17 protein-coding genes are annotated in these 19,325 nt (G+C 72.0%); 7 read left to right on the forward strand and 10 right to left on the reverse strand.

Going from position 1 to position 19,325, the window contains the following annotated elements:
• Window positions 1–25 precede the first annotated feature (25 nt).
• The 6 genes from ABD286_RS09050 to ABD286_RS09075 all read right to left on the reverse strand — a co-directional run bounded on the left by ABD286_RS09050 (window position 26) and on the right by ABD286_RS09075 (window position 8,233).
• Complete coding sequence (locus ABD286_RS09050; RefSeq protein WP_344192351.1) at window positions 26–1,318, reverse strand: extracellular solute-binding protein; 1,293 nt, start codon at window positions 1,316–1,318, stop codon at window positions 26–28.
• Window positions 1,315–2,304, reverse strand: a complete 990-nt coding sequence (locus tag ABD286_RS09055) for an N-acetylmuramic acid 6-phosphate etherase (protein ID WP_344192353.1) — start codon at window positions 2,302–2,304, stop codon at window positions 1,315–1,317. The genes ABD286_RS09050 and ABD286_RS09055 overlap by 4 nt, the downstream gene beginning before the upstream one ends.
• Window positions 2,305–2,373: 69 nt before the next feature.
• Window positions 2,374–3,270: a MurR/RpiR family transcriptional regulator gene (locus ABD286_RS09060; protein ID WP_344192355.1), complete on the reverse strand. Its 897-nt coding sequence runs from the start codon at window positions 3,268–3,270 to the stop codon at window positions 2,374–2,376.
• Between the two features lie 29 nt (window positions 3,271–3,299).
• Complete coding sequence (locus tag ABD286_RS09065) at window positions 3,300–5,024, reverse strand: serine hydrolase domain-containing protein (protein ID WP_344192357.1); 1,725 nt, start codon at window positions 5,022–5,024, stop codon at window positions 3,300–3,302.
• 18 nt (window positions 5,025–5,042) lie between these two features.
• Complete coding sequence (locus ABD286_RS09070) at window positions 5,043–6,383, reverse strand: exo-beta-N-acetylmuramidase NamZ family protein (protein ID WP_344192359.1); 1,341 nt, start codon at window positions 6,381–6,383, stop codon at window positions 5,043–5,045.
• An 11-nt stretch (window positions 6,384–6,394) separates the two neighbouring features.
• A complete protein-coding gene (locus ABD286_RS09075) occupies window positions 6,395–8,233 on the reverse strand; it encodes a glycoside hydrolase family 3 protein (RefSeq protein ID WP_344192361.1) in 1,839 nt (612 codons plus the stop codon).
• 126 nt (window positions 8,234–8,359) lie between these two features.
• Here ABD286_RS09075 and ABD286_RS09080 point away from each other — a divergent pair, with 126 nt between their 5' ends.
• On the forward strand, window positions 8,360–8,917 hold the full coding sequence (locus tag ABD286_RS09080; protein ID WP_344192363.1) for a hypothetical protein: 558 nt from the start codon (window positions 8,360–8,362) through the stop codon (window positions 8,915–8,917).
• Between the two features lie 3 nt (window positions 8,918–8,920).
• Here the strand turns inward: ABD286_RS09080 and ABD286_RS09085 are convergent, their stop codons facing one another.
• From ABD286_RS09085 to ABD286_RS09095, 3 genes are all read right to left on the reverse strand, one after another.
• Complete coding sequence (locus ABD286_RS09085; RefSeq protein ID WP_344192365.1) at window positions 8,921–9,379, reverse strand: hypothetical protein; 459 nt, start codon at window positions 9,377–9,379, stop codon at window positions 8,921–8,923.
• Between the two features lie 140 nt (window positions 9,380–9,519).
• Window positions 9,520–10,167: a class F sortase gene (locus ABD286_RS09090; protein ID WP_344192367.1), complete on the reverse strand. Its 648-nt coding sequence runs from the start codon at window positions 10,165–10,167 to the stop codon at window positions 9,520–9,522.
• Between the two features lie 47 nt (window positions 10,168–10,214).
• Window positions 10,215–11,240, reverse strand: coding sequence for a DUF4397 domain-containing protein (locus ABD286_RS09095; protein ID WP_344192369.1), 1,026 nt, complete (start codon window positions 11,238–11,240; stop codon window positions 10,215–10,217).
• A gap of 303 nt (window positions 11,241–11,543) precedes the next feature.
• On the opposite strand from ABD286_RS09095, the gene ABD286_RS09100 reads away from it, so the two are divergent.
• From ABD286_RS09100 to ABD286_RS09115, 4 genes are all read left to right on the forward strand, one after another.
• Window positions 11,544–12,476, forward strand: a complete 933-nt coding sequence (locus ABD286_RS09100; RefSeq protein WP_344192371.1) for a hypothetical protein — start codon at window positions 11,544–11,546, stop codon at window positions 12,474–12,476.
• A gap of 95 nt (window positions 12,477–12,571) precedes the next feature.
• A complete protein-coding gene (locus ABD286_RS09105) occupies window positions 12,572–14,491 on the forward strand; it encodes a propionyl-CoA synthetase (RefSeq protein ID WP_344192372.1) in 1,920 nt (639 codons plus the stop codon).
• A gap of 10 nt (window positions 14,492–14,501) precedes the next feature.
• Entirely contained in the window at window positions 14,502–15,425 is a 924-nt protein-coding gene (locus tag ABD286_RS09110; protein WP_344192373.1) for an AEC family transporter, read from the forward strand.
• Window positions 15,426–15,605: 180 nt separating this feature from the next.
• Window positions 15,606–16,484 (forward strand): DUF559 domain-containing protein, encoded by an 879-nt coding sequence (locus ABD286_RS09115; RefSeq protein WP_344192376.1) that lies wholly within the window; start codon window positions 15,606–15,608, stop codon window positions 16,482–16,484.
• 136 nt (window positions 16,485–16,620) lie between these two features.
• Here ABD286_RS09115 and ABD286_RS09120 read toward each other — a convergent pair whose 3' ends face one another.
• Window positions 16,621–18,243 carry a helicase HerA-like domain-containing protein gene (locus ABD286_RS09120; RefSeq protein ID WP_344192378.1) on the reverse strand — a complete coding sequence of 541 codons (1,623 nt, stop codon included), beginning with the start codon at window positions 18,241–18,243 and terminating at the stop codon, window positions 16,621–16,623.
• Window positions 18,244–18,340: 97 nt separating this feature from the next.
• Between ABD286_RS09120 and ABD286_RS09125 the strand changes: the two genes are divergently transcribed.
• Together ABD286_RS09125 and ABD286_RS09130 are read left to right on the forward strand one after the other, a co-directional pair.
• Complete coding sequence (locus ABD286_RS09125) at window positions 18,341–18,637, forward strand: type II toxin-antitoxin system VapB family antitoxin (protein ID WP_344192380.1); 297 nt, start codon at window positions 18,341–18,343, stop codon at window positions 18,635–18,637.
• 90 nt (window positions 18,638–18,727) lie between these two features.
• On the forward strand, window positions 18,728–19,255 hold the full coding sequence (locus tag ABD286_RS09130) for a LytR C-terminal domain-containing protein (RefSeq protein ID WP_344192382.1): 528 nt from the start codon (window positions 18,728–18,730) through the stop codon (window positions 19,253–19,255).
• Window positions 19,256–19,325 lie beyond the last annotated feature (70 nt).

A 19,325-nucleotide genomic window follows, 5' to 3' on the forward strand; every position in this document is an offset into this window, starting at 1 on the left:
CCCGGTCGCGAGGTGGAGGTCGTCGTCACGCGGCCGGCTTGAACCAGGTCTTGACGCCGGTGTCGAGCTCCTTGCTCACCGCCGTCGCGTCCTTGCCACCGAGCAGGAGCTGCTGGATGCCCTTGCCCAGCAGGTCGGTGCCGGACGGTGCGCCGTAACGGAAGTCGGTGAGGAGCAGGTACGGCGAGCCGGCGTTCACGTAGTTGTCGCTCATCTGCTTGAGCAGCGGGTCCTTGTACTCGACACCGGGGACGGCAGAGATCTGCTTGACCTCGTCGGCGACCATCTGGCCGAACTCCTTGGTCGACATCCAGGTGACGAGCTCGGTGGCGGCCTCCTGGTTCTTCGACTTCTTGGAGACGGCGAAGTTGCCGTCGGCCCAGCCGGCCGTCGTCGCGGCGGAACCACTGGGCGACCCGGGCGGCGGCGGCACCTGGAAGACGCCGATCTTCATGTCGGGCGCGGCCTTCTGCAGCACCGCGAGGTCGTAGGAGCCACCCGGCAGCATCGCGGCCTTGCCCGCGGAGAAGAGCGTCTGGGCGTCGGTGATCGCGACACCGGTGACGTTCTTGGGCATGAACTTCTCGAGGTCCTTGACGACCTTCACCGAGGCCACCCAGTCGGGGTCGGTGAAGTCCTTGTCGCCGGAGTTCACGGCCTCCTGGAACGCCTTGCCCCCGAAGCGGGGCGCGGCGAGGACCTCGTGCACGATCGGCAGGGTCCAGTCGTCCTTGGCGCCCACGGCGATCGGCGTCATGCCGTCCGCGGCGAACTTCTCGTTGGCAGCCATGAACTCGTCCCACGTGGTCGGCGCCTTGAGCCCGGCCTTGTCGAACGCGTCCTGGTTGTAGAACATCACGGTCGTCTGGCGGGCCAGGGGCACCGAGTAGATCTTGCCGTCCTCCTTGCCCTTGGCGCTGGCGACGACGTTCTCGTCCCAGCCGGCGAGGTCGACCTTGCCGTCGAGCGGCACGAGCGAGTCGGAGGCGACGGTGGTCTGGAGCTGGCCGTAGGAGCGGACCTGCGGGACGTCCGGCCCGGCGGACCCGGCGAGGCCGGTCGCGAGGATCTTGTTGTACTCGGTGGCCTTGAACGCCTTGAAGTCGACGTTCACCCCGGGGTGCGCCTTCTCGTAGGCGGCGAAGATCTTGTCGTACGCGGCCTTGTCCTCGACGCGCCACGACCACACGGTGAGCGTGGTGTCGCCGTCACCGCCGGCGGAGTCGTCCCCACCGCTGGAGGGCGCGCACGCCGTGAGGGCGAGGGCTGCGCCGAGGGCGACCACGGAGGCGATGGACCTGTGGGTGCGGCGTGTCATGAACGGTCTCCTGTCAGGGACTGCGGTGCCGGGGATGCGGCGGCACCGTCTCGCGGGGAAGGGGTGGGTTCGGCAGAAGCAGGTGGGGCGAGGTCGGCAAGGGCCTTGGCCACCGACCCCTGGTGGTCGGCGATGGCCAGTCGCGCCGTGGCGGCGTCGGTGCCGGCGAGCATCGACAGCAGCGCGGTCTTCAGCTCGCCGTCCGCGGCCTCGAGGGCGAGGCGGGCGTCGGTCTCGTCGGCGCCGCTGGCCTCCTGCAGGATGCGCAGGACCCGGCCACGGAGCTTGGCGTTGGTGGCGACCACGTCGACCATGAGGTTGGACCAGGTGCGCCCGAGGCGGATCATCACCGCGGTCGAGAACGAGTTGAGGATGAGCTTCTGGGCCGTCCCCGCCTTGAGCCGGGTCGAGCCGGTGAGCACCTCCGGGCCCGTGCGGGCCACGAGGAGGTGGTCGGCGTATGGCGCGAGGCCGGCGTCCGGGTTCGACGTCACCAGGGCGGTGACGGCCCCGAGCTCGCGGGCGCGGCGCAGCGCGCCCCCGACGAACGGGGTGCGGCCCGAGGCGGTGAGGCCGATCGCGATGTCCCCCTCGCGCAGCACGGAGGCCTCGGCCTCGCCGGCCTCCTCGTCGTCCTCGACGTTCTCCACCGCGCGCAGCAGCGCACCGAGGCCACCGGCGTGGTGGGCGACGAACAGGCCGTCGGGGGCGTTGAAGGTCGGGAGGAGCTCGGCGGCGTCGAGGACGGCCAGCCGTCCCGAGGTGCCCGCACCGAAGTAGTGGACGGTGCCACCGGCCCGCACCGAGGCGACCGCACGGTCGACCAGCAGGGCCAGCTCGGGCAGCACCTCGGCCACCGCAGGAGCCACCTTGGCGTCGTCATCGTTGAGCAGCCGCAGGATCTCGAGGGTGGGCTGGGTGTCGATGCCGGTGGTGCCGGGGTGGCGCTCCTCGGTGGGCGCGCTCACGCTCACGTCGCTGGTCACACCGTGAGGTTAGTTTCTTACGCTCCGCGCGTCAACGATGTAAATGAATAACTGCCGCCGCCACTGCCGTCACTGGGGCAGGTGGTGGCTGGCCACGGCCTGCCGGGTCTCCTTGACCGCCTTGCGGGCCCGCGGCAGGTTGCGCTGCGCGACGGCGATGTAGAGGCAGTCGACGACGGTCAGGGCGGCGATGCGGCTCGCCGTCGCGCCGGACCGCAGGCTGGTCTCGCGAGCCGCCGTCGTGAGGACGAGGTCGGCCCGGGCCGCCAGCAGGGACACCGGGAAGTTCGTGATCGCCATCGTCGTCGCTCCACGGCTGCGGGCCGCGTCGAGCGCCTCGATCGTCTCCGACGTCGTGCCGGAGTGCGAGATGCCGATGGCGACGTCGCCCTTGCCCAGCAGGGTCGCGCTCGTCAGGGCGATGTGGGGGTCGTTCCACGCGAAGGCGACGACGCCGATGCGGTGCAGCTTCTGCTGGAGGTCGGTGCCGACGATCGCACTGGCACCGATGCCGTAGATGTCGACCCGCTTGGCTGCGGCGACCGCCTCGGCGGCCGCGGCCAGGCTCGGGCGGTCGAGCTGCTGGGCGGTCTCCTCGACGGCGCTCGCGTCGACGAACGCCACCTTGGCGATGATGTCGTCGATGGTGTCCTTGGCGCTGATGTCGGTGTCGGTCGCCCCACCGGCGCGCGGCTGGGCGCTCTCCTCGGCGAGGCCGAGGCGCAGCTGCGGGTAGCCGGGCAGACCGAGCCGACGGCAGAACCGCAGGACCGTCGTCTCCGACGTCGTCGCCGCGACCGCGAGCTCACTGATGGTCAGCGCCGCGGCGGCCCGGGGGTCGGCGAGCACCTGCTCGGCGACCCGGTCCTCGGCCGGCGAGAGCGAGGGGCGGATCCCGCGCAGCCGCACGAGCAGCGGCACTGTCGGCACGGTCGGCACGGAGGCGTCGGCAACGCGGGGTGGCATGGCCTTACCGTACGGCCTCGCCCCCTGCGTCACCGTGACGCCAGGGTCCAGCCCTGCGTGACGAAGTCCCCCGGGGTCTTCTCCCCGTCGAGCAGGACCCGACCACCCGTGGCGACCCTGACGTCGTCGACGTAGACGCCGCGGCCGAGGTACGCCCCGTCCGTCGTGTAGCGCCATCGCAGGACCTGCTCACCGCCGGGCAGGTCGGCGCGGGCCTGCACCCACCTGCGGTCGCCGGCACCCGAGACGACCCCGTCGACGGCGGTGGTCTCGCCCCGGTCGCGCACGGTGAAGGGGACCTTCGTCCACGACGCCCCGGCGTCGGTGGACCGCTCCAGCGTGAGCAGGTCGGTCTCCTCGGTGTCGAGGAACAGGTCGAACCCGAGCCTCGCGCCACGGTCGGGGACGGTGAGCTCCCGCGTGGCGAGGGTGGTCGTCGTCGCGTCCTTCGCGCCGCTGAACCACGCGGTGTCGCCGTGCTTCGGTCGCACCTTCATGGCCTGCGCAAGGCCTCCGGCCCACTCACGGCGAGCCAGGTTGATGCTGCCCCAGCTGCGCGACGGGTGCACCCGGTTCGTCAGGAGGATCGCGAACGACCTCGAGGCGAAGTCGATGACGATCGAGGTGCCCGTGTAGCCGGTGTGCCCCGCGGCTCGGGGACCCGACAACGCATCCATGTACCAGCGCTGGTTGAGCTCGAAACCAAGGCCGTGGTCGTCCCCGGGGAAGTCGTCGTTGAAGTTGGTGATGAGGGAGGTGACGCTCTTCTTCGACAGGATGCGGTGACCGCGGTAGGTGCCGCCGTTGAGCAGCGCCTGGCTGAGCACCGCGAGGTCGTCGGCGGTCGAGAACACGCCGGCGTGTCCCGCGACCCCTCCGAGGGACCAGGCGTTCTCGTCGTGGACCTCGCCCCAGACCATGCCGCGCGCCGGGGCCGTCTGGTACTCCGTGGCGGCGGTGCGCGTCCGGTCGGTCGGGTTGTAGCCGGTGTCGCCCATGCCGAGCGGTCCGGTGATGCGCTCCGCGACGACCTGGTCGAGCGGCTTGCCCCGCAGCTTCTCGACGACGACTCCGAGGGTGATGAGGTTGAGGTCGCTGTAGAGGTAGGTCGAGCCCGGCGGGTTCGTCGGCGGCTGGTCCATGACGGCCTTGATCCGCGAGGCCTTGTCGGGGTACTTGCTCCACAGCGGGAGCCACGACGTGAACCCCGACGTGTGGGTCAGCAGCTGGCGGATGGTGACCGCCTCCTTGCCGCCGGCGGCGAACTCCGGGAGGTAGGTCGCGACAGGGGCCTCGAGCGAGACCGCTCCCTCCTCGACGAGCTGCACCACGGCGAGCGAGGTGAACAGCTTGGAGACCGAGGCCAGGTCGAACACCGTGTCGTCGCGCATCGGCACCCACTGGTCCCGGGGCAGCTCGGTCGTGGCGTCGGCGTACTTGAGGGCGTAGCCGCTGGCGTCGCGCTCGACGACCTTGCCCTCGTGACCCATCAGGGCGACCGCCCCGGCGTACATGGGTCTGCCACCCTCGGGGGCGGTCTCGTGACCGCGGATCTGCGACACCGCGGTGGCGATCGGCGCCGGGTCGAGCCCCACCGACGCCGGGGTGGCGTCAGCCAGCACGGTGTTGGGCGGGGCGAACCCCCGGTAGGGCTTGCTGAAGTCCTCGGCCTCGGCAGGCGAGGAGACCAGCGCACCACCGACCACCAGGGCGCACACGGCGACGGTCGAGGACAGGGCGGGGCGAAGGCGCATGGGGGTCCACCGTCCGGTTCAGGCCGCGGGTCCGCGGTAGATGAGGTACTGCTTGCGTCGGGCGTCGAACTCCCGCAGCTCGGCCTGCCACGCGCCGATGACCTCGTCGGCGCCGGCGCCGGCGGTGATCTGGTCACGCAGGCGGGTCGAACCCGTCAGCTTGTCGATCCAGTAGGGACGCGCCGGGTCGTAGCTGTCGTAGCGCCAGACGAAGTCCTTGTAGAGCGCCCTGGCCGCCACAAGCATCTCGACCCCGACGCGGATCGCGTCGAACGTCCTGGTGTCCGTGATGTGCACCTGCACCCCGCCGCAGACGGTGTTGAGGTGCTTGTTGAACGTCGGCGTGAAGTAGGCCTCGCGGAATCCCACGCCGGGAAGGTCGAGCGCCGCAAGGCGTTCGGCCCACCGGTAGTCGACGTACGGAGCGCCGATCAGCTCGAACGGGCGCGTGGTCCCGCGCCCCTCCGAGAGGTTCGTCCCCTCGAACATCCCGGTGCCGGGGTAGACCAGCGCCGTGTCGGGAGTGGGCATGTTGGGACTGGGCATGACCCACGGAAGCCCGGTCGCGGCATACGGCATGTCGCGTCGCCAGCCGGAGACCTCGATGACGGACAGCTCGGTGAGGCGGCGGCCGGCGTCGGCGGTGAGGAACTCCCCGTCGAAGAAGCGCGCCAGCTCACCGACCGTCATGCCGTGAGCCTGGACGATCTCCTTGGCGCCCACGCCGGAGGTGTACTTCGTCGTCATCATCGGGCCGAAAGCCTTGCCGCCCAACGGGTTCGGCCGGTCGAGCACCACGAAGCGCGCACCGGTCGCCGCCGCGGCACGCATTGCCGTGTACATCGTCCAGATGTAGGTGTAGAAACGCGCACCGGCGTCCTGGATGTCGAAGACGACCGTCTCCACGCCAGCGGTCCGGAACAGCTGCTCCATCTTCGCGGCGCCCGCGCCGTAGGCGTCGTAGACCGTCAGGCCGGTCCGCGGGTCGGTGTGCGTCCCCTCGGAGTCGCCGGCCTGTGCAGTCCCTCTGAAGCCGTGCTCGGGACCGAAGACCCCGACGATGTCGACGGTGCCGGCCTCGTGCATCTCGTCGACGATGGTGCGCAGGTTGGTGAGGATCCCGGTGGGGTTGGTGATGATCCCGACCTTCTGGCCGGCCAGCGCCGACCAGCCGTCCGCGGCGGCCCGCTGGGCCCCGGTCAGGACGGTGCGGCTCGGGTATGGCGCAGCGGCCGGTGCCGCGGCGCGGGTGGACGCCCCCGCGGAGGAGGCCCCGGCGACGGAGGCGGGCACGATGATGAGGCCCGCACCGGCGGCGGTGAGGAGCTGACGGCGGCTGAGGTTGCTCTGCTGGGTCATCGGTCGTCCGATCAGTAGGTCAGGCCGTGGCCGAAGGGGTACAGGACGGTCGAGGGGCTTCCGGCCGCCGGGATGTCGACGGGGAGCTTGCCGGTCGGGGCGACCTCGCCGGCGATGACCCGGGCCACCGCCTCGATGGCGACCGGGCTGTAGGAGTAGGTCGCGAGGTAGGTGGGCGCCTCGGTCAGGTACGCGATGTCGTACGGGTCGCGGGTGGCGACGACGATGACGGGCTTGCCGGTGGCGAGCAGCTGCTTGACGAGCTTCTGCTGGCCACCCTTCGGGTCGGTCACGGCCTTGTCCCAGGCCTTCATCGTGGTGACGACGACAGCGTCCTGCGAGGCTGCGGCAGCGACCGCGTCGGCGATCTGCGCATCGGTCGGCGAGGTGCCGGTGTCCTTGGCCGTGGTCGTGGCGCCGTGCTCGGCGAGTCCGGCGGCCAGGGTCTTGGTGGTGGTGACGCCGTAGCCCGTCACGAGGACCTTCTTCCCCGCGGTGGCGAGGGGGAGCGTCTTCGCGTCGTTCTTCACCAGGGTCGTCGTGCGGTCGGTGATGGCGTCGGCGGCGGCGAGGTGCTCTGCCGTCCCGACGACGTCGTCGAGGGCGGAGGCGTCGGCGTACGGGTGGGCGACGATGCCGCGCTCGACCTTGAGCTCGAGCACACGGCGCACCTTGGCATCCAGGTCGGCCCGGCTGATCCGGCCGCTCTTGACGGCTCCGATGACGGCGGCATACGCCTCGTCCATGGCCGGGGTCATGAGGAGCTGGTCGACGCCCGCGGACAGGGCACGCACGGCGACCTCCGGGTCGCCGTAGAGGTCCCGGACGCCCTGCATGGCGAGCGAGTCGGTGACGATGACGCCCTTGTACCCGAGCTCCTCGCGCAGCAGGCCCGTCATGATCGGCTTGCTCAGCGTGGCCGGGTCGCCCGAGTCGTCCAGGGCCGGGAAGTTCAGGTGCGCGGTCATGATCATGTCGATGCCGTCGGCGATGGCCTGCTTGAACGGCGGGGCGTCGAGCTGCTCCCACTGCTGGCGCGTGTGCGTGATGATCGGGAACGCGACGTGGCTGTCGGTGGCGGTGTCGCCGTGCCCCGGGAAGTGCTTGGCCGAGGCCGCGACCCCCGCGTCCTGCTGGTAGCCGCGGACCTGCGCACCCACCATGTCGGCGGCGAGCTTCGGGTCGGACGAGAACGAGCGGGTGCCGATGACGGGGTTCAGCGGGTTGACGTTGACGTCGGCGTCGGGGGCGAAGTTCGTGTTGATGCCCATCGCCTTGAGCTCCTCACCCGTGATGCGGGCGGCGGTGCGGGCATCGTCGGCGCTGCGGCTGGCGCCGAGGGCCATCGACCCGGGGAACTGCGTCGCCGGCGGGCCGACGCGGGTGACGACCCCCTGCTCCTGGTCGGTCGCCACCTGGAGGGGGATGCGGACCTTGGAGCCCTGCTGGGTGAGCGCCGCCTTCTGGACGCCGTTGGACAGGGCCGTGATCTGGGGCGGGTTCTGGACGCTGTCGGTCCACGCGAAGTAGATGACACCGCCGAGGTGGTACTTCTGCACGACCTCCGCCGGGGTGGCGACGCCGTACAGGGGGATGTTGCGGGCGTCGGGCGTCGTCGCGTCCTTGCCGTAGACGTTCTGGATGAAGAGCTGGCCGACCTTCTCCTCCAACGTCATCCGGGCGAGCGTGGAGGTCACCCAGCCGTGGGGACCGGCCGGGACCGCCTGGGGCGCACCCAGCGGGGTCGCCGCGGACGCGCCGCCGACAGCCGGTCCGACGACGGAGCCGAGGAGGGCTGCGCAGGCGGTGCCGGCCACGAAGGCTCGACGGGAGAGGGGGGAGCTGGGCATGGTGCCTCCAAGGCCAAAGGTGTAAACGATTCACACAATCAGATCGCTTTCTGCAACTTACCCACGCCCGGACGAAGCGGGCAAGGGTTCTTTGCCGAGTCTTGGCACGCAGGGGATGATGCAGCCATGGCGAGACAGATCAACTGGCGAGGCGTGCTCAGCCCGGACGGCGCGGGCGACGGCCGCGCGCCGGAGAAGGTGGTCTGGCGACCGGGCACCCCCCTCGAGCCGCCGCGCTCGATCATCGAGGCGGTGCGGGTCATGCAGTTCGCCGGTGCGCTCAGCCTCGTGGAGATCGTCCGGGCGTTCCTCACCAGGGGCGACCTGCGCGCCGCGTTCGTCGGTGAGTCCCGTGCCCAGGGGGCCGAGGTGGGCGCGGCCGACCTCGACCGCATCGTCACGCTCAGCCTGACCATCACGGTCGTCTACGCGATCATCTCCGCCGCGACGTGGTTCACCATGGCCCGGACCACCCGGCAGGGGTCGAAGTGGGGACGCTGGGTCGCCTGCGCCCTGCTGCCCGTGGCGCTCGGCGTCTTCTTCGGCGGCCTGCTGCCGACCGCCGGGCTGTTCTCCCGGGTCGTGCCCGTGGTGCTGCTCCTGCTCGGCGTGTGGGCCCTGGTCCTGCTGTGGCAGAAGGACTCCTCCGCCTGGATCAGGTTCACCACCGCCCCCGAGGAGTGAGGGTCAGCTCCGGCGGGACGTCCCGACCAGCTCGACCAGCTCGATCCGCGCGCCGGAGCTCGTACGGCGCGCATGCGTCGCGGGCGGGGCTGTGGCGCGCGGGGCTGCCGCACGGGGCGGCAACGATGTGATGACGTGGACGACCTGTGGTGCCGCCGGTGCAGGCACAGGCGCCGATGACCCGTGCGGTGCGCGGGCCGTGCTCACCGTGGGGCGCTCCGCCGTGCGGAGACGTCGGCCGTCGTGCATGGCGGCACCGACCCCGATGAGGAGCAGGCCCAGGAGAAGGACGAGGGCCGGCACTCCACCGGGCGCCATACCGTCGTGGTCGGCGACGGCGAAGGGTCCGGAGCCTGCCCGTGCGGAGGCGTCGAGGCCGGCCGACAGGGTGGCCATGCCGCTCACGACGGTCAGGGTGACCCCTGCCGCCACGACGGCGAGGGGACGTCGGGTGCTGTCCATGCTGGCCTCCGCTCCGGGTCCGTGGGGGCTCGTGCGCCTCCCCCGAACGACGATCGTGCCTCGACCGAACGGCTGACTCCACCTGCAGACGCTGTACGCCAGACGTCCAGACGCACCCCCACCAGAGGCGGAGACGCGGCTCAGCCCGCGGTGGGGGCGCCGACGGGTGCCGCGGTGACCACGAGATTGTGGTCGTAGTGCCGGGTGACGGGATCGAAGGTGCCGGTGCAGGTCAGGAGCACCAGGCGACCCGGCACCGACCGGTCGAAGATGTCCGTGCCCGTCGAGAGCGCCCCCTTGGCGACCTCGCGGTTGGAGCGCACGACGTACACCTGCCGCAGCCCCCCACCACTCAGCTCGACCCGGTCGCCGGGCGCGGCGTCGAGCAGCGTGGCGAAGAACCCGATGCCCCGGTCGCGGGAGTCGATGTGGCCGGCGAGGACCACGCTGCCGTAGACCTCCCCCGGCAGCGCGCCGCTGACCCACCACCCCGTCACCCCGGGGTCCTCGGGCAGCTCGAGGTCACCATCGGCCCCGGTGTCGACCTGCTGCACCACCGCCGCACCACCCTGCGAGAGCAGCCGGATGCGGGTGGGCACGAAGGTCCGACGCTGGCTCGCGGCGGCCGTGCCCCGGCCGGCGTCCGGGACCGCGTCATGGTTGGCGGTCGTCGGCGTCGCTGTCGCGGGGGTGCTCGTGGTCGTCACCGGGGACGTCGCGGTCGCCGGTGCGGCCGGACCCGCCGCCGGCCCGCGGACTCCCCCGGCCTCGCTGCACCCGGCGGTCATGGCCAGGGCGAGCGCGAGTACGGCGCCGGGCCGGCACCGCGCACGCCTCACCGCGGCGCGGCGCGGGTCCGTCCCCGTCGCGCCGCACCGACCCCGGCGGCGGCAGCACCGAGGACGAGCACGCCGGCGAGGGCGGCGAGGTCCGGACCCGGCGCCATACCCGGCGCGTTGACCGGCGTGGCGCCCGCCCGGCTGGCGGCGATGAGCGACTGGGCCTGGCCGCCCGTGCCGGCGTCGACGCGGTCGGGGTCCGCGCCCGAACCGCGGGTGGCGACGGGCAGGACCTGGACCACGGCGTCCATCGAGTCGGTCTCGGCGACCCCGATCGCGAAGACGCGCGTGAGGGAGGCCTTCGCCACCGGGACGTCCGCCGGGCCGAAGACGACCGGGCCGTTCGCGGCAGCCGGGACGATGTCGACGGGGTAGGCGCCGGCCGGCACGGTGAGGGTGAGCTCCTCACCGTTGGCGACGTTGGCGAACAAGACCTTGCCCTTGACCCTGATGTCGGCCGGGCCGACAGCCGCGGTGTGGGCCACCGTCAGACGACCACTGCCGGCGGTGACCGCGCTGAGGTCGTTCGGGTAGGTGGTGAACACCGGCGGCTTCGTCGCGTCCGCCTGCCGGTGCAGCACCAGGTCGGTGCTCGATCCCGCGGCGACCTCGATCGCCGCCTCCACCGTGTCGCCGCCTGCGTCCGGGACGGCCGACACCACGTGCCGACCGGGGGTCAGGCGCAACGGGCCGACGACGGTCTTGGCTGCCGCCGCGTCCGGTCCGACAGCCTTGCCGTCGACGGACAGCGACATGGTCGTCGCGTCGACGCCCTGGATCAGGTAGACCGCCGCCGTGGCGGCGGCGGCCGGTGCGGCCAGCGGGTCGGCAGCGGGGGCAGCCACCGCGGCTGAGGCGGCAGCGCCGCTGCCGAGCGCGAGCAGCACACCGACGACGAGGCGGGCAAAGGGGCGTCGATCTCTGCGCATGATGGCCTCCAGGCTCATTGCTGCTGGGGCGACGGCGCAGGACCTCCACCCCAGACCGGCGATGATCCCGCTGGTCAGGGCGCTGCTGCTCATTCAATTGGCGTAAATCCGGCTCTTGGGGTGTTCGGTGAGCAACCAGCGACAGATACTCGAAAGCCGACGAGGAGGGCGGCTGGAGACATGGCGCGGGCGCGAGGGAAGCGGAAGAAGGTCGCGGGCTGGTCTGCGCCCGCCGCCGGGTCCACGCCCCGCGCAGAGCAGCCGCCACGACCCGCACCTCCTGCGGAGAAGGCGTCCGTCCCCAGCCCAGGGCCCGCGCCTCGGGCCGGGCGACCGTCACCGCGCCGGGCCGAGCCGGTCGCACCTCCTCCGGCTCCGCCACCCGCACCTCCGCACGTGGCTCGACCGCCCGCCGCCCGAGCCGCAGCAGCCGCCGCGCCGACGGCGGCGGCGGAGCCCGCGGACCTGCACCCGCGGAGCAGCACCCGGACCGTCGTCCTCGCCGCCCCCAGCACCGAGACCGAGGACTTCTTCGGCCACTGGGACGACTCCCCTCCTGCGGCAGAGCCGGTGGACCGACGGCAGGAGGCACGCCGAGGGGTGCGGCGGGGTGCACTGGTGACGGTCGTGCTCGTGGCCCTGGCCGGCGCCGGCGTCGTGGGCACGCAGCTGCTCGGCGACCGGTCGTCCGGGGGTCGTGACGCCGGCCCGACGACGGCGTCGTCCTCCCCGGGTGCTGCCACCAGCGGACCGGACGTCGGACCACCGGGCACCGGGGTGCCCGGCCTGACGGCGCCGGGCATCCACGTGGAAGCCACACCGGCGGCGAGCGGCGACGTGGACGTCGTGGAGAACGTCGTGTTCACCGGCGGTGCCACTGCCCTCGAGCTGACCCTGCCGGCCGTCACGGGGGTCTCGGAGGCAGCCCGCCCGGACGCGGTCCGGATCACCGACCTGCGCGTCACCGGTGACGGTGTCGCCGTCGACACCGGCTCTGCCTCGCTGGCCCGAGGAGGACGACTGCTCCTGCCCAAGGCCCCTCGGGCCGTCGAGCTGCGGTACCGACTGGTCGGTGTCGTCATGGTCAGTCGGCCGTCGACGCCGGGACGGGCGCTCGTGCTGCTCCCCCCGATCACGACGGGTGACGACCTGCGCCGCCTGCCGGTCGTCGTCGAGGTGCGCGGGGCCCTCGTCCGCAACCTCGTGTGCCCCGGTCTCGCCGCTGGCGATCAGCTCTGCGGACGCCAGGAGGGCGAGCGCTGGAAGACCGTCCCGCTCGGCTCGGGGTCGACCGCGGTCCTCGCCCAGCTGGACCTGCCCACCCCCTGACGGTCACCGACCGCTCGTCGCGAGGAGGTCCGCTTCCGCCGCACCGTCCTGCGTCACCCATGGCGCGAACTCCCCCGGCCCAGCACCATGGGGCCATGACAGACGGGACGAGCAACGGGGCCTACCGCGCGGCATACGACGAGAGCCTGGCCGACCCGGACGCGTTCTGGGGGCGCGCCGCGGAGGCGATCGACTGGATCACCCCGCCGCCGCGGGTCCTCGACGACGACCGTCCGCCGTTCTACCGCTGGTTCACCGGCGGCACCCTCAACACCTGCTTCAACGCCCTCGACCGCCACGTCGCCGCCGGCCGCGGGGAACAGGCGGCGCTGCACTACGACAGCCCGGTGACCGGCACCCACGAGACCTACACGTATGCCGCGCTGCTCGACCGCGTCGCGACGTTCGCCGGTGCGCTGGCCTCGCTCGGCGTGGAGAAGGGCGACCGCGTGATCGTCTACATGCCGATGGTGCCGGAGGCGGTCGTCGCGATGCTCGCCTGCGCCCGCCTCGGGGCGGTGCACTCGGTGGTGTTCGGCGGGTTCGCCCCGGCCGAGCTCGCCGCGCGCATCGAGGACGCCAAGCCCACCGTCATCGTCTCGGCGAGCTGTGGCATCGAGCCGACCCGGGTCGTCGAGTACAAGCCGATGCTCGATGCGGCCCTGGACCGCAGCAGCCACAAGCCGGAGTCGGTCATCGTGCTCCAGCGCGAGCAGGCCCGGGCCGCGGTCGGAGAGCGCGACACCGACTGGGAGGAGCTCGACTGGGACGAGCTCGTCGCCGACGCCGTACCGGCCGACTGCGTCGAGGTCGCCGCGACCGACCCGCTCTACGTCCTCTACACGTCGGGCACCACCGGTCGCCCCAAGGGCATCGTCCGCGACAACGGCGGCCACGCGGTCGCCCTGCGCTGGTCGATGGAGAACGTCTACGGCATCGGTCCCGGCGACACGTGGTTCACGGCCAGCGACGTCGGCTGGGTCGTCGGCCACTCGTACATCGTCTACGCGCCCCTGCTCACCGGCGCGACCTCTGTTCTGTACGAAGGGAAACCGGTCGGGACGCCGGACGCCAGCGCCTTCTGGCGGATCATCGAGGACCACGGCGTGAAGGCGATGTTCACCGCCCCCACCGCCTACCGCGCGATCCGTCGCGAGGACCCCGAGGGCCGGCTCATCGCCGAGCACGACCTCTCGTCGTTGGAGACGGTCTTCCTCGCCGGCGAGCGGCTCGACCCCGACACCTGGGAGTGGGCGACCGAGCACCTCGGCGTGCCGGTCGTCGACAACTGGTGGCAGACCGAGACCGGCTGGCCCATCGCGTCGAACCTGCGCGGCCTGGAACCCATGCCCATCAAGGCGGGTTCGCCGACCGTGCCCGCCCCCGGGTATGCCGTGCACGTCCTCGACGAGCAGGGTCACCGGGTGCCCGCGGGCACCGAGGGGGCGATCTGCCTCAAGCTGCCGATGCCGCCGGGCACCCTGCCGACCCTCTGGGGTGACGACGAGCGCTACGTCGCGGGGTACCTGTCGGCCTTCGAGGGCTACTACCTCACCGGCGACGGCGGACTGGTCGACGAGGACGGCTACCTCTACGTCATGGGCCGCACCGATGACGTCCTCAACGTCGCGGGCCACCGGCTCTCCACGGGTTCGATCGAGGCGGCCCTCGCCGGGCACGACGCCGTCGCCGAGTGCGCCGTGATCGGGGTGGCCGACGACTTCAAGGGCCAGGTGCCGCGAGGGCTGGTCGTCCTGCGGTCGGGTGTGGACGCCGCCGTCGACGGCGGGCGCATCCGGGCCGAGCTCGTGCAGCGGGTGCGAGACGAGGTCGGCGCGGTGGCCTCGCTGCGCCAGGTCGACATCGTCAGTGCCCTGCCGAAGACGCGCTCGGGCAAGATCCTGCGCAAGACGATGCGCGAGATCGCCGACGGTCGCACGCCGGTCGTGCCCGGGACCATCGAGGACGCGACCGTCCTTGAGACGCTGACACCGGTGCTGCGCCCGACCACCTAGCCTCCAGCGGGTGCAGGGAGTTTTCACCGGGTTCGTCACCATCGCCGTCGTCATCGGCGTCGGTGCGCTGCTCGCCCACCTGCGCATCGTCGACCTCGGCGCCCAGCAGGTGCTGTCGCGCATCGCCTTCTTCGTGGCGAGCCCGGCGCTCATGGTCATCACCCTCGGTCGGGCCGACGTGCACGACGTCCTGTCGGCCAACCTCGTCGCCTCCGGTGCCGCCGTGGTCGTGTGCGTCGCCCTGTATGCCGCCCTGGCCCGCTGGGTCTGGCACCGCGGCCTCGGCGAGGGGACCATCGGCGCCCTCTGCGCGTCATACGTCAATGCGGGGAACCTCGGGATCCCGGTGGCGAGCTATGTGCTCGGCGACGCGGCCCTCGTCGCGCCCACCCTGCTGCTGCAGCTGCTCGTCCTCCAGCCGCTGGCGCTGGCGTTCCTCGACGCCGACGCGCGCGGCCGGCCGACATCGGTCTGGCAGGTCGTCGGGCGGCCGTTCAAGAACCCGCTGACGCTGGGGTCGCTCGCCGGTCTCGGGCTGTCGCTGACCGGGTGGACGCTGCCGCCGATCGTCCGCGACCCGCTGACCCTGATCGGCAACATGGCGGTGCCCTGCATGCTCATCGCGTACGGCATCGCGCTGCGCTTGGGTCCCGGGCTCGGGCGGGCCGGGTCGGTGGGCGAGCTCGCGACGACCTCGACGATCAAGCTGCTCGTGCAGCCGGCGGTGGCGTGGTTCGTCGGTGCGGTGGTCCTCGGGGTGGACGGCGCGGCACTGCTCGCGATCGTCGTCACCTCGGCCCTGCCGACGGCGCAGAACATCTTCGTCCACGCCACCCGCTACGACCGCGGCACGACCCTGGCGCGCGACACCATCCTCATCACCACGGTCGGCGCCGTGCCGGTGATCCTCCTCGCCGCCGCCGTCCTCGGCTGACCTCGCCGCACAAGCACCCCGGCGTGCCTCCGTGTGAGGAACCAGTCGGCGACACACCTCGTGCCCAAGCGCGCAAGGTCGTGCTCGGCCCGGCTTCGGCACGGGTAGGTGTGTCGCCGACTGGCACGCCCTGGGGACAACCGCGGGGTCGTGCGTCGGTGCGCGGGCACACTCGACGCCATGACCGGCCGGGACGCGACCGCGGCTGCGGCGCTCGCCCGGGTGGGCGGGGTGGCGGCCCGTTCCGTGCTGCTCAGGCACGTGACGAGGAACGAACTCGACCGGGCGGTTCGCAGTGGTCAGGTGCACCGGGTCGCGTGGGGTCAGTACGCGCTACCGACCGACATCGAGGCCCGGCGGGCGGCACAGGCCCTGGGTGGCGTCGCGATCCTGCTGAGTGCCGCCGCCCACTGGGGGTGGGCCCGTCAGTGGGAGCCGCGTCAGGCCCAGGTGGCTGTTCGGCGAGGACGCCGCCTGACAGCCGAGCAGCGTGAGCCGTATGACGTGCGCTGGCGGGCGATCCCCAACGAGGACATCAGTGACGGCTGGGTGACGGGACGTGAACGGACGGTGCTGGACTGCGCGGTCCTCCTCCCCTTCTCCGAGGCACTGGCCATCGCCGACTCTGCGTTGCGGACAGGAGTCGACCGCAGCGACCTGCTCGACCGGGTGGACGGCCTCGACCGGCAGCTGCGCTCCCGGGTCCGCCGGGTCCTCGAGTGCGCCGATGGCGCAGCGGCGAACCCGTTCGAGTCGGCCCTGCGCGCGATCTGCCTCGACGTCCCGGGACTCAAGGTGCGGTGCCAGGTGCGCATCGACGACGCAGACGGCTGGGTGGGTCGGGTGGACCTCGCCGACCGTGCGCTGCGCATCGTCGTGGAGGGAGAGAGCGTCGAGTTCCACTCCGAGCGGGAGGTGTTCGACCGCGACTGTGCGCGGTACAGCCGGTTGGCCGCCGACGGGTGGCTGGTCCTGCGGTTCAGCTGGACCCAGGTGATGACGCGCCCGGACTGGGTCCGGGCGGTGGTCGCCCGAGCCGTGGCCCTACGACAGGGGTGAGCCGGGCGACCAGTCGGCGACACGCCATACGGTGCGCGCACGCGGGTGAGGCGTGGGCGACTGCCACGGACGCGGTGGTGTGTCGCCGACTGGTCGCCATACGCAACCGGTATGGCGACTGGACGGCGCCGAGGGGTCAGCGGCGGGAGCGCTTGGCGGTGCCGAAGATGGAGCGGGTGATCTCGCGGCCGAGGACGGTGCCGGCCGAGCGCAGCGCGGAGCGGAACGCGCTCGACTTCACGACCTGCTCGACCAGGCCCGGCTCCTCCTTCGCCGGCCGGGCGGGCTTGGGCGCGGCCGGGGCCGGTGCGGGCGCCGGTGCAGGCGCACCCGGCGCAGGCACCGTGGGGGCGGGGTCGGCCGGAGCCTTCTCCAGCCGGGCCTGCAGCTTCTCGTAGGCCGACTCCCGGTCGACGACCGCGGCGTACTTGGTCGACAGCGGCGACGCGGCGATCAGGCCGTCCACCACACTGGCCTCGGACGGTGCCATCAGCGACTGCGGCGCGATCATCAGGGTCCACGCGACGGGAGTCGGGGCGCCCTTCTCCGACAGCACGGTGACGACGGCCTCACCGGTGCCGAGGGAGGTCAGCAGCTCCTCGAGGTCGTAGCCGCTGCGGGGGTACGTCGACACCGCGGCCTTGAGCGCCTTGGCGTCCTCGGGGGTGTACGCGCGCAGGGCGTGCTGGACGCGGTTGCCGAGCTGGGCGAGCACGCCGCTCGGCACGTCCTTGGGGCTCTGGGTGACGAAGAAGACGCCGACCCCCTTGGACCGGATGAGCCGCACGGTCTGCTCGATCGCCGACAGGAACGCCTTGCTCGCATCCTTGAACAGCAGGTGCGCCTCGTCGAAGAAGAAGACGAGCTTGGGCTTGTCGGCGTCCCCGATCTCGGGCAGGTCGTGGAACAGGTCGGCGAGCAGCCACATCAAGAACGTCGAGAACAGCGCCGGCCGATCCTGCACCGCAGGGAGCTCGAGGCAGGTGACCAGGCCCTTGCCGTCGGCTTCGGTGCGCAGCAGGTCGGCGGTGTCGAACTCCGGTTCGCCGAAGAACGCGTCGGCCCCCTGGTCGGAGAACGCGATCAGCTCGCGCAGGATGACGCCGGCCGTCGCCGAGGACAGTCCGCCAAGACCCTTGAGATCGGCCTTGCCCTCGTCGGAGGTGAGGTACGAGACGACCTCGCGCAGGTCCTTGATGTCGAGCAGCGCGAGCCCGTTCTTGTCGGCGTAGTGGAAGACCAGGCCGAGGCTGGACTCCTGGGTGTCGTTGAGCCCCAACACCTTCGCAAGCAGCGTGGGGCCGAACGACGTGATCGTGGCCCGGATCGGGATGCCTTTGCCGAGTCCGCCGAGGGAGAGGAACTCGGTCGGGTATGCCGTGCCGACCCACTGCTGCCCGACCTCCGTCGAGCGGCTGGTGATCCGGTCGTTGGCGACGCCCGCGGTGGCCATCCCGGAGAGGTCACCCTTGATGTCGGCCAGGAAGACCGGCACCCCTTGGCCCGAGAGCTGTTCGGCCATGAGCTGCAACGTCTTCGTCTTGCCGGTGCCGGTCGCGCCGGCGACGAGACCATGCCGGTTCAGGGTCGCGAGCGGCACCTTCACCGGGGTGTCGGGATGCGCCTGCCCGTCGATGACGGCGGCACCGAACAGCAGCGCCCCACCGGCGAACGAGTAGCCCGCCCGGATCGCGTCGAGCTGCTCGGTCGACTCGGGGGTGGACTGCGCGGACGGGTCGACACTCGCGTTCTCGGTCACCTTCGGCACTCTAGTGCGGCGTCCGCGCGCTGGGCAGGGTCGCGAGGGCGCTCGCGCACGGGTGGGGCCGCGCGCGGCATACCCCTATGGTTGCTGGGTGATCTTCAAGAAGGTGGGCGAGGGAAAGCCGTATCCGGACCACGGCAAGGACTCGCCGCGGGACTGGGCCGAGGTGCCCCCGCGCATGGTCCGCCTCGAGGAGCTCGTCACCACCAAGCGCACCCTCGACCTCGGTCAGCTGCTGGCCGAGGACTCGACGTTCTACGGCGACCTGTTCGCGCACGTCGTCGAGTGGGAGGGCAACCTCTACCTCGAGGACGGGTTGCACCGGGCGCTGCGTGCCGCACTTCAGCAGCGACCTACCCTGCACGCCCGCGTCCTCGTGCTTGACTAGCCCTCGCAGCAGGTCTCGCGCCCCGTCCCAGGACGGGGCGACCGCGACGGCTGGCTGCCCGACGGGGCGCTGAGGCAGGCGGAGGTGGGTGTGAGCTACATCGTGGAGTCGGGGGCGTCGAGCTCCCGTCGCGCGCGTCGTCGCCGTGCCCTCATCACCTTGGGGCTCGTGGCCCTCATGCTCTTCTTCGCGTTCTGGTACGCCTACTCGTACTACCAGGCGTCCGACGAACGTCGCGCTGCTGCCCGCCCGACGTGCACCGCGACCGCTGCTCCGCTCGTGCCCAAGGACGTCACGGTCAACGTCTACAACGCGACCGAGCGCGCCGGTCTCGCCGCCAAGACCGCGACCGACGTCCGCAAGCGCGGTTTCCGGGTGTCGACCGTCGCCAATGACCCGTTGCAGCGCAAGGTCGCTGCCGCGGCAGAGGTGCGGTTCGGTCCCAGTGGCGCGCCGGGGAGCAAGCTCGTCCTCGGCCTGGTCAAGGGAGCCAAGGCGGTCAAGGACAGCCGGACCGACTCCTCGGTCGACCTCGTGCTGGGTGAGAAGTACACGAAGCTCGCCGCCGCCCCGAAGGCCACCCCGACGCCGACGGCGACACCCTCCCGGACCTGCTGACCCGCACCGAGTCACCCGGGGTCACCCGGGGTCACCCGGGGTCACCCCGCGTCGCCCCGTGTCACCGCGT

Source organism: Pedococcus aerophilus, from assembly GCF_039532215.1.
In the GTDB taxonomy this organism is placed as follows: Bacteria; Actinomycetota; Actinomycetes; order Actinomycetales; family Dermatophilaceae; genus Pedococcus; species Pedococcus aerophilus.

What these genes read in the sequence shown, in the direction of transcription:
- ABD286_RS09050 (WP_344192351.1), bottom strand. Translation starts at nt 1,318, where the DNA reads ATGACACGCCGCACCCACAGGTCCATCGCCTCCGTGGTCGCCCTCGGC.
- ABD286_RS09060 (WP_344192355.1), bottom strand. Translation starts at nt 3,270, where the DNA reads ATGCCACCCCGCGTTGCCGACGCCTCCGTGCCGACCGTGCCGACAGTG.
- ABD286_RS09065 (WP_344192357.1), bottom strand. Translation starts at nt 5,024, where the DNA reads ATGCGCCTTCGCCCCGCCCTGTCCTCGACCGTCGCCGTGTGCGCCCTG.
- ABD286_RS09070 (WP_344192359.1), bottom strand. Translation starts at nt 6,383, where the DNA reads ATGACCCAGCAGAGCAACCTCAGCCGCCGTCAGCTCCTCACCGCCGCC.
- ABD286_RS09075 (WP_344192361.1), bottom strand. Translation starts at nt 8,233, where the DNA reads ATGCCCAGCTCCCCCCTCTCCCGTCGAGCCTTCGTGGCCGGCACCGCC.
- ABD286_RS09080 (WP_344192363.1), top strand. Translation starts at nt 8,360, where the DNA reads ATGGCGAGACAGATCAACTGGCGAGGCGTGCTCAGCCCGGACGGCGCG.
- ABD286_RS09085 (WP_344192365.1), bottom strand. Translation starts at nt 9,379, where the DNA reads ATGGACAGCACCCGACGTCCCCTCGCCGTCGTGGCGGCAGGGGTCACC.
- ABD286_RS09090 (WP_344192367.1), bottom strand. Translation starts at nt 10,167, where the DNA reads ATGACCGCCGGGTGCAGCGAGGCCGGGGGAGTCCGCGGGCCGGCGGCG.
- ABD286_RS09095 (WP_344192369.1), bottom strand. Translation starts at nt 11,240, where the DNA reads ATGAGCAGCAGCGCCCTGACCAGCGGGATCATCGCCGGTCTGGGGTGG.
- ABD286_RS09105 (WP_344192372.1), top strand. Translation starts at nt 12,572, where the DNA reads ATGACAGACGGGACGAGCAACGGGGCCTACCGCGCGGCATACGACGAG.
- ABD286_RS09115 (WP_344192376.1), top strand. Translation starts at nt 15,606, where the DNA reads ATGACCGGCCGGGACGCGACCGCGGCTGCGGCGCTCGCCCGGGTGGGC.